Genomic DNA, 13035 nt, shown 5'->3' with positions numbered 1-13035 from the left:
ACGAAGTAACAATACGTGTGGCGGCCATTGTTGCATTCCGGTTATGTTATATTGTATCATATGTTGAGTTGCAGATTTATGCGATAGAACATCATTGACCTCGCCATTTATTTATTCAAGAATGTTATAACATATCGAACCCCGACATAATAACGGATCTTATTTCAATGCATAATCGAACAACACTCGCACTGGCCTTAATGGCGGTTTTTTCAGGTAGTGCCGCTGCCACCACGATTACCGGAAAGGTTTTAGATCAATCGGGCAACCCTGTTGTCGGTGCCGAGGTCACGTTGGAAGGCTCGCGACGGGTTTATATTACCGACGACCAAGGGCGTTATACATTAAAAGACATTGCTAGTGATGATGTACATATTCACGTTTCTTCTCCAAAACACCTTCACGGTGACGAGGATTTGGGTATCGTAAAGCAAGACCGGGTGGTTAACTTTACCTTAGCGCCAGCGTCTATCGAAAATATCGTGGTAACTGCCACGGCGATGCAAAACTCTGTGCTGGAAAGTGTCACTCCCGTTTCAGTGATTAGCGCAGACGAGTTAAGGCGCAAACAGCAGCCTACTTTAGGTGAAACCCTTAAAAGTACGCCTGGCGTGCATTCTACCTACTACGGGCCGGTATCCAGCAGTCCTGTTATTCGCGGCGCTAGTGGTCCCCGGGTGAAAATTGTGCAAAACGGATTAGATGTGTCCGATGTGTCTCGTATTGGGCCTGATCACAATGTAGCGACCAGTACGTCCAGTGCAACCCAGGTAGAAGTTTTACGTGGTCCGGCCACCCTGCAATACGGTTCAGGTGCCATTGGCGGTGTGGTTAATGTGGTCGATAAACGGATCCCGCAAGAAATGCCCTATGGAACCGAAGGAGAAGCGGAGCTTCGTTATTCCACGGTGGACAACGGCAAATTTGGCAAGGTTGATGTTACCGCGGGAGCGGGGGATTTTGCTTTCCATTTCGACGGTTTCAAACGCAATACTGATGACGTAGATATTCCCGGTTATGGATCTGTAGAGCCTGATGAAGACGACACCCCTGGCGTACTCGGCAGCAGTGATATGGAAACCACCAATTTCACTGCCGGCTTGAGCTATATTCAAGACGAAGGCTTCATAGGTTTTTCCGTTGAACAACTCGACAACCAGTATGGCGTGCCAGGTCATCACCACCATCATGAAGACGAGCATGATGAAGATGAACACGACGAAGACGAGCACGACGAAGAGCATGCTGAAGAAGGCACCATGATAGACGTGGACATGACGCGCTATCAGATGGCCGGTGAATGGCACTCTCCGTCAAAAGGTATCGACAATGTGCGTTTCTCAGCGGCGTATACCGATTATTCCCACGTTGAAATTGAAGACGGGGAAGTGGGTACCGAGTTTACAAACGAAAGCACGAATTTGAAATTAGCTGTAACTCACACTGGGGTTCAGGGCTGGCATGGTGTTGTCGGTTTGCAGTTTGACGACAGCGATTATGAAGCCAACGGTGAAGAGGCGTTTTCACCTCCCACTAATACTAGTGCATTAGCGCTGTTTTTGGTAGAACAGAAGAAAGTGGGCGATGTGACCTTTGAAATAGGTGGCCGTGTTGAGCGTACCACTTATGACGCCGCCGACGCAGAAATCGAGTTACACGCTGAACATGAAGATGAGCACGAAGACGAGCATGATGAAGGGCATCACGATGACGAGCACGAGCACGAAGATCATGATCACGAGGAAGAAGATCATGAACACGAAGAACTCATTGCCTTCGATTTCCCAGAGTATGACTTCACCAGTGTTTCACTGTCTGCTGGCGCTAACTGGGAATATCAGCCAGGTCACGCTGTGGCGCTGACCCTTTCACGCAACGAACGCGCACCTAGTCAGCAAGAGTTGTTTTCGGGTGGTCAACACATCGCAACGCGGACCTACGAGGTTGGCTTGGTGTATCAGTTAGATGACGACGGAGAATTACTTGATACGCTGCGAAGCGTAGAAGAGGAAGTGACTACGAACCTTGATTTAACTTTCCGCAAGTTCAGTGGTGACTGGGGGTATACCGTATCAGTGTTTTATACCCAGGCAGACAATTACATTTACGAAAGTGATACAGGGTTAATTGCCATAAGCGAAGAGCACGAGCATGAAGAGGATGAGCACGAAGAGGAAGAAGGCCATGACGAGCATGAGGAAGAAGGAACCCCGGTTTATTACTTCCAGCAGTCTGATGCAGATCTCTATGGTATTGAAGCGGAAACCTTTGTCAATCTGAACGAATCATGGCGTCTTGAAGTGTATGGCGATTACATTCGCGCCAAATTGGATAACGAAGATCTTCCGCGTATTCCTCCGCTTCGTTTAGGGTCAACCCTGCGATATCAAAGCCAGTCTTTATCGGGTGAAATTGGCGTTGAATGGTACGACGATCAAGACAAAACAGCGCCTTTTGAAACGGCTACAGATGGCTACACACTATTAAACGCCAGTGTTGAGTATGACATCGCCGCTGGGGGGATCGACTGGGTATTTTTCGCCAGCGCAGACAACATTACTGACGAAGAGGCGCGTGTTCACACCTCGTTCCTGAAAGATTTGGCACCCTTACCAGGCCGCAACTTCTCGATGGGAGTGCGCGCCGTGTTTTAAGTCCCTGGCCTGTTGTTCTCGCTGGTGTGTGTGTTAATCCCGCAAGGGATGAAGCTGAGACAGCAAATCGCTATACTGGCTCCCGTCATGGTTTTCCATAGCGGGAGTTTTTTTTGGACGAATTAAAACTGTTGGCCAAAGAGGGATTTCCTATTTATAAGAGTGATATTGATACATGTTTGGCAGCGCCTAAATATCCTACGGCTGCCAAAGTAAATACAATAATACATAACATCATCAACACTCTGATGCAGGAAATATTGTGAGATTAGAGACAGCACGACTTATTTTACGGCAACCGAACCATCAGGACTGCAACTGGATATTTGCCTTAAATCACGACCCGTTGTGGTTGCGTTTTATCGGTAATCGCGGCGTACATACGCTAAGAGATGCGAGGCGGTATGTGGACAATATCTTGCAACACTTTGAACAAAACACGTATGGGTTGCTCGTCATACAATGCAAGTTTACGGGGCGGCCTTTCGGTTTGTGTGGCCTGATTAAGCGGGATTTTCTCTCTGTGCCAGATTTGGGATTCGCGCTGTTACCCCAGGCAAGGGGGCAGGGAATTGGCAAAGAAGCGGCACAAAGGGTTATTGCCTGTGCAGAGGACACGTTACGAGTTAGCCATCTCAGTGCCATGACCCATGTGGAGAATACCAATTCCAAAGCACTGCTTTTAAGGCTGGGTTTTACAAAGCAGGGAATTATGTTTAGCTCTGAAGGCTTGCGACAAATATTGTTTTTACGGCGATGTGAGCCTGACATCTAAAGGACAGGTTCACCGTGAAATCAAATGTTCTGACAGCGTGATATTGTGTAAGTTTTAAGCCAAGGAGTCTTCACACTATAGAAAATGGCCGGTAATTACTCCTCTTCAAACGCATGCTCTTTATATATAACGGCGTCGTTCTGCCAATAGCCCCATCAGCAAAAACGCACCGATAAACGCAACCCCTCGGTAATGGTAAGGCAGGTAAAAAATTAAGTGTTTCAACAATGGCGCGGCCCATAAGGTCAGTGCCCCATAGCCGAAGGCGCACAACAAAACAAATAGCAGGCTGCGAAGTAAAAAGTGGTAACTTTTGATCAACTGCTTGATGTATTTATTGATGAGATCACCATAAATGACTAATAGCGTTGCCACCAGCATCAAACTCATTTGATCATAATAGGGGCTGAGGAACTGATTAATTTGAGAGAAAAATTGGGTCATATACTGCAATGACATCAAAAATCGATGCCAATATCATAACATAACATGGTCACGCAATGTGAGGCTGTGTAATTGATTTAAAAGCGTATCAAAATAAAAAGGCCAGGGTTTACACTGGCGGTAACACTGTCACTTTTTTAAGGATAATTTGCTCGACCGGCGCGTTGGGTAAACCCAGTTCCATGGAATATTCCCGTTCCACTTCCATCATTTTCTCGACCACTTCTTCGCCTTCTACAATCATGCCAAAGACGGCGTAGCCCCAATCTTTGCCCGGGTCGAGATTGGCATTGTCGTTCATGTTAAAGAAAAACTGTCGTGTGGCTGAGTGTGGGTCGTTTTCACGGGCCATGGAAATAGTGTACATGCGGTTTTTCATGCCACTGCCAGATTCGTTGAATATGGGCGCGTAGCTGGGTTTTTCCTCGTAATCAGTGTTGTAGCCACCGCCCTGAACAATGTAGCCGGGCACCACACGGTGAAAAATAGTCCCGTTGAAGCCGTTTTTACTGGCATAGCGCAGAAAATTATTCACCGTGATCGGTGCGCGACGTCGATACAATTCCACCACGATATCCCCCATGGAGGTTTCCATTTTTACCCGCGGATAAAAATTGTCCGGTTGAATATGTGAGCCGTCTTCTTTGGTCTTTGCCACTACCGAGGTGGTAACCAGTGTTAAAACCAGAAACAACGTGCGCAACATAAAATACTCCCTTAGGGTTTAGTTGAATAATACGGTTGAGCGTCACATGATAATCGAGATGACGACTTCTCACCACTATCAGACAATTTTTTTACAGGGGGAAAGCAGAGGACAACGCAAATCAAAGTACACCATTATCTTAGTGCCCGCGCGATATGGGGGAACGCCACTACTTTATGATTAACTATTGAATTTTAATCAATATCCGGTAGATTCAATTGGTTGAAAATTGTCCGCTGGAATCTAAGCAGTTATCTATCATGGAAAGGATCGGTAAGTATAAAATCATCAGGGAGCTTGGTGCAGGCGGCTTTGGTGCGGTGTATTTGGCACAAGATCCGCGCCTCGGCGAAAAAGTGGCTATCAAGGTATTTGAAATCCGCGATGATAACGCCGTCCGCATGGCAACCAGTGCCACCAGTGACGCCAGCACCGTACTCAATTAAACGAAGCACGTACCCTGCGCAAACTCAATCGCAACGGCCATATTGTTGATGTATTCGAGTTCGATGAACTCGTTAACGGTACGCCGTATTATGTCATGCCTTACCTTCCTCGTTCACTTCGCAATCTGCTGGGCAGCGATGCTACCGATACATCTGTGATTGCCGAACTCGACCCCGAAGATAAACCCCGGCCGTTACCCCTAGCTTCGGCCGAAGGGTACCTGGAACAGCTGCTAAAAGGCTTAAGCGATGTGCACAAAGCAGGCCTCGTACATCGGGATATTAAACCTGCCAACCTGGCGGGTTTAAGTGCAGAAGAGTTAGAAGCGTTAATTGCTCAGGTAGCCGTGCAACAAGCCAGCCAAAGTCCACAACAAAAAGCGTTTCAGCAGTGGGTGGCGAATATTAACAACTCGCCTTATACTAACGCTTTGCCGAATGCAAAATAACAAACTTCTGATGGCTTGCCAGCTGATTCACTCCCCCAAAAATGCGCTTGAGTTTCACGTGATAATCGAGATGACGGTTGCCTACCACCACCAGACTGCCGCCCCTGGCTAAGCATTGCTTGCTGTCGTTAAACATTTGCCAGGCGATATGGTCGGTAATGGCGTTTTGCTGATGAAAAGGCGGGTTGCAAAACACCTTGTTGTACGGCCCGTTTTCCTGATGCAATAAGGCATCGAGGCAATTAGAAGGTACAAATTCACACTGGTCGAGTTTGTCAGGAAAATTGTGCGCCACATTATCACGGGCACTGGCCAGCGCCATGAAGGATTCATCCACAAAAGTGACCTGTGCATCCGGGGCGATGGCCAACGCGTTTAACCCTAAAACGCCGTTACCGCAGCCAAGGTCGATAATGCGCTCATGGCCGCTCACAGACATATGTTCCAGCATAAATCGTGCACCGATATCCAACGACTGCCGTGAAAACACATTGGCATGATTGCTGATGTCTACTGTTTTGCCACCGGCTAACTGCACTTGCCAGTGAGTAGGAAAAGGCGAGGGGCTTGGTGATGCAAGCTTATCAGCACTGGCAGTAGCGAAAATTAAACGGGATTTCTTTTTCGCCAGTGACGTGGTGGTGGGCCCTATGTATTTTTCAAATAAGTTCAGTACGGCCCGGGTGATGGTTTTGACTTTTGCGCCAGCCACAACACGGGTGTTGGGAGTAATCACACCTTGCAGGGCAATAAGTTGGTGTTCAAGTAATGCCAGAGTACGTGGTATCTTTATCAATACCGTGTCTACCGGCGAAGGAAGTGGGGCGAGGGAATCCAACGCCCGAACCGGTGAATATACCTTGCCTTCACTGTCTTGTACCACGCCTTGGGTATTAGTAAGCAGGTTATCTGCCAGTGAGCGGTGCGCAATCCACGAGTCAGACACCCAGGTAGGCTTTTGTTCGGCGTACCAGCACCCCAGTGTGCCAAAATCATCATTAAAAATAATGCATCTGCCGACTTGTCCATCGCACTGATCAGCCACATGATCAATAATAAGTTCGTCGGCGCTGTCCCAGGCTTGCAGGCTCACATGTTGGTGCTTGGCAGGGTGGCGAACAAGGGTTAACTGGCGGTCGCGAAAGGAAAAAAACGTATTCTCGCTCATAGGTTTCTGGCTCTTAAAACAATGCAACAATCGCTTTTTGACAATAACGACGCGCCTCAATTACTACCGGATTTGCCCGGTGCCCACGTGTGCTATTACCCCAATTGGTTGCAAGCATCAGCGGCAAGCGCGCTTTATGCGTCGTTATGTCGTAACGTAAACTGGCGACAGGATACCATTAAACTGTTTGGCAAGCCGGTGAAAATTCCCCGTTTGCAGGCCTGGTTTGGTGACAGTACCACCACCTATTCCTATTCTGGCCTCACCATGATCCCCACACCCTGGACCGCCGAACTTGCCGAAATAAAACAGCGATGTGAAAAAACCGCACAAACACGGTTCAACAGCGTGCTGGTAAACTGGTACAGAGATGGTCAGGACAGCATGGGTATGCATGCCGATGATGAGCCTGAACTTGGGCCACAGCCGATAATTGCATCTGTCACCTTGGGCCAGGCCCGGCCTTTTTTGTTTCGTCATAAGAAAACGAAAGTGACCACCCGCGTGTTACTGGAACCTGGCTCTTTACTGATAATGAGTCAAGATACACAACGGTATTATCACCACGGTATTAACAAGACCAAAAAACCATTGGGTGGTAGAATTAACCTTACCTTTCGTTATGTTTATCCCGCTATGCCGGAGTTACCATGAATGATGTAAAAACCTTTATTGAAGAACAGCTCACTGCCGCCTTATCACCGCAATATCTTAATGTGGTGGATGAAAGCCACGGACACAATGTGCCAGCGGGGGCGCAAAGCCATTTTAACGTCACGGTAGTAAGCGATGCCTTTGACAATGTTCGCCGCGTACCCCGGCATCAAAAAGTCAACGCGTTACTGGCGGAGGCATTGGCTGGCCCGGTTCATGCGCTGGCACTGCATCCCTATACGCCTGCTGAATGGGAGGCGCGAGGGGAAAGCGTTGTGGCATCGCCCGACTGTTTAGGTGGCAGCAAGAAAGGCTAAAAGGTTTACTTTTTTACACCAACCCCATTGAGGAGAGGGCGCCAAATGCGATTGCCGTTACCGGTAAAGATACCAGGGTTGTGACGGCAATAATGCTGGCAGCCAGCCTGTGATCGCCACCTAAATTCCTTACCATCACATAACTGGCCGCTGCTGTAGGTGCAATGGAAAGTAACAATACAATGCCCAGATTCATCCCTCTGAAGCCTGCCAGGTATGCCATTGACACTAAGAGTGCTGGGTAAAGTAAGCATTTACTTACAGTGCTGAGAGCCAGATTTTTCCAATCACCTGAGAATGAGCGAAACTGCAATGACGCGCCGGTACAAATGAGGGCGAGAGGCAGGGTGAGCTGGGCAAAATATTCGCCGGTGGTGGAAATAACGGCAGGCAGTGACCATTGAAAATATGAAAAAGGCAACGCCGCTGTAATGGCTAATATTAAGGGGTTACGAAGAATACCTTTAAGATGGTTGATGGGCGAACGGTGGTGACTCTGATAGAAATTCAAGACAAAAACCGACACGACATTAAATAAAATGGTGATGCACCCCATGTAAACGGAAGCTGCGGCCAACCCTTCATTGCCATAGGTATTCGCGCAATAGGCCAAACCGATAATGCCCATATTCGTCCTGAATCCCCCTTGTACGACCACACCCTTGGCAGTATCCGCAGTTACCAGATAATTTACCGCCAGCATCAGCAGTAAACACATCAGCAACGAGCCAGTGACACCAATTGCGATAAGCGGTGCATTAGCCGTGCGAGCAAAATCCGCCTGGCTAATAGACAAAAACAATAGTGCAGGGAGAGCCACATTAAAAACGAGTCGGGAACCGGCTTCGACAAACCCTTCATTGAGCCACTTGATGCGGTAAAACCACCAACCCAGTAGTAATAGTATGAGCACAGGTATCAGCGTGCTGGTAACAAATGAAAACATGAACTGCTGCGACAGAAATGAGATGATGTCAGTATATCAAATCATCAAAGCCCGTGGCGTTTTTAATCAAGATGTTATGTCTGATTTTACTTTTTTTCGATTTCTCGCAGGACGGTTTGCAACGGACACATGTTGAAACTATTTATTGCTCAGGTTAATGCGTGGAAATTGGTCTAATAGTGCTGTTCAGTCATAATGGTTATGGGCATAAGGCTAGATATTTTATTATCGCAAGCGCGGTTCGCCAGCTCACACAGATGTCAAAAGGAATGATCGAGGAATGAATAAATCATCAGTATTCGCGTTGTTATTTGTCTGTTTAATTGTTGGTTGGATGTTGTCGGGAATGGTGGGCGAAGATCCTGAACAGAAAAAAGAAAACACCGATAAAACCCAACCTTTTGCCGTCGAGGTCTCTCAATCTATAGCCCGGGAAGTACCGGTTTCTATTGTTATCCAAGGGCAAACTGTGCCAGAGAGAAGCTTGCAGGTAAAAGCGCAAACCAACGGCAGAATAGAAAAGATTCTGGTGGAGGAAGGCGACGCGGTAAGTGGTGGTGACATATTGCTCAGCATTAATATGGAAGACCGGTTTATTCAGTTAGAGCAACAATTGGCGCTGTACGAAGCGCGGAAGAAAAATTATCAACGGTTATCCGCCCTCGCCAATAAACAATATCAGAGCGAATCTGAACTGGATACTGCGCTGGCTAATCTCAAGGCCTCTGAGGCCGCTATTGCGCGCATTCGTTCAGACATCAGCTTTGTTAACCCCACCGCTCCATTTAATGGAGTGGTGCAATCAGTCAGCGCTGAAGTTGGCGACGTGGTCAGCATTGGAGACCCGATGCTGGAGTTAGTGGACACCTCTGTTTTGGTGGTTCAGGTACAAGTTGCGCAACAACGTATAAATCAGGTTAAAACGGGGCTGACTGCGGATATAGCGTTAGCAACCGGTGAGCGCGTTACCGGGGAAGTGCGTTTCGTGGCTCCCCATGCCAGTAGCGCTTCGCGAACCTACCTGGCCGAAATTGGCATTCCGAACCCAGATGGTCAGTTGAAGTCTGGTTCTAGCGCGACAGTGAGCTTACATGTAGATACCAAACAGGCTCACTATGTCTCACCGGCGTTATTCTCGTTAACGGAAGATGGCAAGATAGGTTTAAAGTCGGTAAATGATAATAATCAGGTTGTGTTTCACGAGGTGTCTTTATTGCAGTCAGATAACGATGGTGTCTGGGTGACGGGGTTACCGGAGAGGGTGAACCTGATAACCACAGGACAAGGTTTTGTTGAAGCCGGAAATACGGTGACACCAGTTGAAAAGGCGGCGCCTTGATGAATGCCATAATTGACGCCGCTTTTGCCCGTACCCGCACCGTAGCTCTTGTCTTTTTTGTATTGACCATTGCCGGTGCCAGTGCCTATTTCGCCATACCTAAAGAGTCAGAGCCTGACATTACCATTCCCTTTATTTACGTTTCGGTTGTGTATGAAGGCATAGCGCCTGAAGACAGTGAGCGCTTGTTAGTAAGGCCGTTGGAAAAAGAGCTTCAGTCAATTGAAGGGCTCAAGGAAATGAAGGGGAACGCGTCTCAGGGTTTTGCTTCAGTCACCCTTGAGTTTGACGCGGGGTTTGATGCCGATCAGGCATTACTGGATGTAAGGGAAAAGGTTGATCTGGCTAAAGCAGAACTACCACCAGGCAGTGAAGAGCCCAGAGTAACGGAAGTAAATCTGTCGCTCTTTCCTGTATTAACGGTGATGTTGTCTGGTGACTTGCCTGAACGCACACTGATCAACGTCGCCCGTCGGTTGCAGGACGAAATCGAAGCCCTCTCCGGCGTGCTGGAGGTTGATATTGCAGGCGACAGAGAAGAGTTACTGGAAGTCGTCATCGATCCTTTAGCCTTGGAAACCTACAATTTATCGTTTCCCGATGTACTCAACTTCGTTAGCCAGAACAACAGGTTGGTGGCTGCTGGTGCTATTGATGCCAGTGCGGGACGAATGGTGTTTAAAGTGCCAGGCGTGATAGAAACTATGCAGGATCTCGCTACATTACCCGTGAAAAAAGTCGGCGATACCATCATTACCTTCGACGATGTGGCTACTATTCGAAGAACGTTTAAAGACCCCACCAGTTTTGCCCGACTAAGGGGAGAAAATGCCATTGCCCTGGAAGTGTCCAAACGCAGTGGTGCAAATATCATCGAAACTATTGCCGCGGTGAGAAATCTGGTAGAAATGAGCCGTACACAATGGCCGGATACAATTCAGGTTGATTACTTGCAAGACAAGTCAGATGAAATAAAAAGTATGCTGGGCGATCTTGAGAACAATGTCATTACCGCCATTATTCTCGTCATGGTTGTGATTGTTTTCGCCTTGGGCATTCGACCAAGTATTCTGGTAGGACTGGCTATCCCGGGGTCATTTCTGGCTGCCATGTCGGTTATTTATTTTTTCGGCATGACCATGAACATCATCGTGCTGTTTAGTTTGATTCTGGTGGTCGGGATGCTGGTTGATGGCGCTATTGTCACCATCGAATTGGCAGACCGTAAAATAGCCGAAGGCGAATCACCAAAGACTGCTTTTGCATCGGCATCGAAAAGAATGGCGTGGCCCATTATTGCCTCTACTATTACCACGTTGACGGTATTTTTTCCTTTGCTGGTGTGGCCCGGGTTGGTGGGGGAATTTATGAGTTTTCTGCCCCTCACGGTAATTATCACTCTCACCGCATCTTTATTTATGGCCCTTATTTTTATTCCTGTGCTCGGGGGAATCATCACCAAAAAAGTACAGGTGGATTCCACTTCCAATACAGTAAAGTACATTCGGTTGGCAGAAAAAGGTGAACTGTCTGCCATCAAAGGGTGGTTGGGACGCTATCTGCGTTTTTTGCGCGTGATAGTGCGCCATCCCGGTAAGTCGACACTGACCGCCATTGGTATCATGATCCTGACGTTTGTGTGCTATGGCGTATTAGGGCGAGGAATTCTATTCTTCCCGGATATAGAGCCGGAGTACTTGCAGGTGCAGGTGCAATCCCGAGGGGATTTGTCTATTTACGAGCGGGATAAGCTCATTCGTAAGGTGGAAAATTTTCTGCTTGAGCAAGATCATTTAGACTCAGTGTATGCTCGTACAATGGGAGGCGGCAGCAACAATCAATCTGACATTCCCGAAGATGTAATAGGTGTGATCCAACTGGAATTAAGCGATTGGCAAAGTCGGCCGCCAGCGTCAGAGATCATGGCAAAGATTCGCGAATATGTTGACACTATACCCGGTATTAAAGTGCAGGTGCGTCTGCCGGACATGGGACCAACCGCTGGTAAACCTGTGCAAATTGCTTTGAGTGGTATAAATCACGATGCTTTGCTGCAAAGTGTTAAACACCTGCTTCAACTGATGGACAAGGTTGGTGGCTTTGTCGATGTTGAAGATTCAAGACCCTTGCCCAGTGTGGAGTGGCGGTTACTGGTAGACAGGGAAAAAGCAGCAAAATACAACGTGGATGTTACCTTGCTCGGCAATGTGGTCAAACTGATCACTAATGGTGCTCTACTTGCAGAGTATCGTCCGGATGATGCCGAAGAAGAAGTGGAGATTCGTCTGCGTTTTACCGAAGACTTTCGCAATATCGAACAGCTCTATCAACTGCGTATCCCGTCTGCGCAAGGATCTGTACCCATTGGAAATTTCGTCACGATTGAACCCGCGCCGAAAACCGGCCGTATTAGTCGTTTAGATGGCGCGAGAAATTACACTATTAAAGCTGAAATAGCCGAAGGCGAGCAGTTGGATCAGAAGCTCGCGGTGCTGAGAGATGAATTGCGCGCATCGCCGTTGCCCGCGGGCGTCATGTTGTCTTTTCAAGGGGAAGATGAAGATACACAGCAATCCATGACGTTTTTGAGTAACGCGTTTATTGGATCTATTTTTTTAATGCTGGTGATTTTAGTCACGCAATTTAACAGTTTTTACCAGGCCTTCGTGGTGCTCAGTGCCATCATTTTTTCAACGGCAGGTGTACTTATCGGTTTGATGGTGACAGCACAACCCTTTGTTGTTGTGATGAGTGGAATAGGCACCATTGCGCTGGCGGGCATTGTGGTGAACAACAACATTGTACTAATTGACACGTATAATGCGTTAAAAGGAGAAGGTATGTCAGCCCAGGAAGCCATTATGCGCACGGCGGCACAGCGGGCTCGTCCCGTTTTACTTACGTCAGTGACCACGATACTGGGTTTGTTACCCATGGTATTTGCCCTTACTATTGACATTGTAGGCAGAGAGATTTCTGTTGGTGCACCGTCTGCTCAGTGGTGGACGGTATTGTCGAGCACCATTGCGGGTGGCTTAACCTTTGCCACGTTTCTTACCTTGCTACTTACACCGGCGTTACTGATGTTGGGAGAAAAACTCAAATCGCTAACCTTTGGAGCCAGGGCACAGCATTGA

The 13035-nt window shown here is 47.8% G+C and carries 12 protein-coding genes; 8 read left to right on the top strand and 4 right to left on the bottom strand.

The window, feature by feature from the left end; translation table 11 throughout:
• Positions 1-167: 167 nt before the first annotated feature.
• Both KO518_RS04530 and KO518_RS04525 read left to right on the top strand, forming a co-directional pair.
• Entirely contained in the window at positions 168-2654 is a 2487-nt protein-coding gene (locus KO518_RS04530; RefSeq protein ID WP_216024645.1) for a TonB-dependent receptor, read from the top strand.
• Positions 2655-2916: 262 nt separating this feature from the next.
• Complete coding sequence (locus KO518_RS04525; protein ID WP_216024644.1) at positions 2917-3429, top strand: GNAT family N-acetyltransferase; 513 nt, start codon at positions 2917-2919, stop codon at positions 3427-3429.
• Between the two features lie 120 nt (positions 3430-3549).
• Here the strand turns inward: KO518_RS04525 and KO518_RS04520 are convergent, their stop codons facing one another.
• Entirely contained in the window at positions 3550-3888 is a 339-nt protein-coding gene (locus KO518_RS04520) for a DUF3392 family protein (RefSeq protein ID WP_371742240.1), read from the bottom strand.
• Positions 3889-3982: 94 nt separating this feature from the next.
• Positions 3983-4579 (bottom strand): peptidylprolyl isomerase, encoded by a 597-nt coding sequence (locus KO518_RS04515; protein ID WP_216024643.1) that lies wholly within the window; start codon positions 4577-4579, stop codon positions 3983-3985.
• Positions 4580-4797: 218 nt separating this feature from the next.
• Here KO518_RS04515 and KO518_RS04510 point away from each other — a divergent pair, with 218 nt between their 5' ends.
• Entirely contained in the window at positions 4798-5025 is a 228-nt protein-coding gene (locus KO518_RS04510) for a hypothetical protein (RefSeq protein ID WP_216024642.1), read from the top strand.
• Between the two features lie 14 nt (positions 5026-5039).
• A complete protein-coding gene (locus KO518_RS04505; protein WP_216024729.1) occupies positions 5040-5474 on the top strand; it encodes a hypothetical protein in 435 nt (144 codons plus the stop codon).
• On the opposite strand, the gene KO518_RS04500 is transcribed toward KO518_RS04505, so the two are convergent.
• A complete protein-coding gene (locus tag KO518_RS04500; protein WP_216024641.1) occupies positions 5449-6642 on the bottom strand; it encodes a methyltransferase in 1194 nt (397 codons plus the stop codon). The two genes, KO518_RS04505 and KO518_RS04500, sit on opposite strands and share 26 nt — an antisense overlap.
• A gap of 21 nt (positions 6643-6663) precedes the next feature.
• Here KO518_RS04500 and KO518_RS04495 point away from each other — a divergent pair, with 21 nt between their 5' ends.
• Together KO518_RS04495 and KO518_RS04490 are read left to right on the top strand one after the other, a co-directional pair.
• Complete coding sequence (locus tag KO518_RS04495) at positions 6664-7296, top strand: alpha-ketoglutarate-dependent dioxygenase AlkB (protein ID WP_216024640.1); 633 nt, start codon at positions 6664-6666, stop codon at positions 7294-7296.
• Positions 7293-7613 (top strand): BolA family transcriptional regulator, encoded by a 321-nt coding sequence (locus KO518_RS04490; protein WP_216024639.1) that lies wholly within the window; start codon positions 7293-7295, stop codon positions 7611-7613. The genes KO518_RS04495 and KO518_RS04490 overlap by 4 nt, the downstream gene beginning before the upstream one ends.
• 13 nt (positions 7614-7626) lie before the next feature.
• Here KO518_RS04490 and KO518_RS04485 read toward each other — a convergent pair whose 3' ends face one another.
• Entirely contained in the window at positions 7627-8559 is a 933-nt protein-coding gene (locus tag KO518_RS04485; RefSeq protein WP_216024638.1) for an AEC family transporter, read from the bottom strand.
• Positions 8560-8839: 280 nt separating this feature from the next.
• On the opposite strand from KO518_RS04485, the gene KO518_RS04480 reads away from it, so the two are divergent.
• The gene (locus KO518_RS04480; protein ID WP_216024637.1) at positions 8840-9898 is read left to right on the top strand and encodes an efflux RND transporter periplasmic adaptor subunit; all 1059 of its coding nucleotides are present in this window, start codon (positions 8840-8842) and stop codon (positions 9896-9898) included.
• Positions 9898-13035 (top strand): efflux RND transporter permease subunit, encoded by a 3138-nt coding sequence (locus KO518_RS04475; RefSeq protein ID WP_216024636.1) that lies wholly within the window; start codon positions 9898-9900, stop codon positions 13033-13035. The genes KO518_RS04480 and KO518_RS04475 overlap by 1 nt, the downstream gene beginning before the upstream one ends.

The organism is Aestuariibacter sp. A3R04 (assembly GCF_018860805.1).
Lineage (GTDB): Bacteria > Pseudomonadota > Gammaproteobacteria > Enterobacterales > Alteromonadaceae > Alteromonas.
This window is presented reverse-complemented; position numbering and strand designations above follow the sequence as displayed.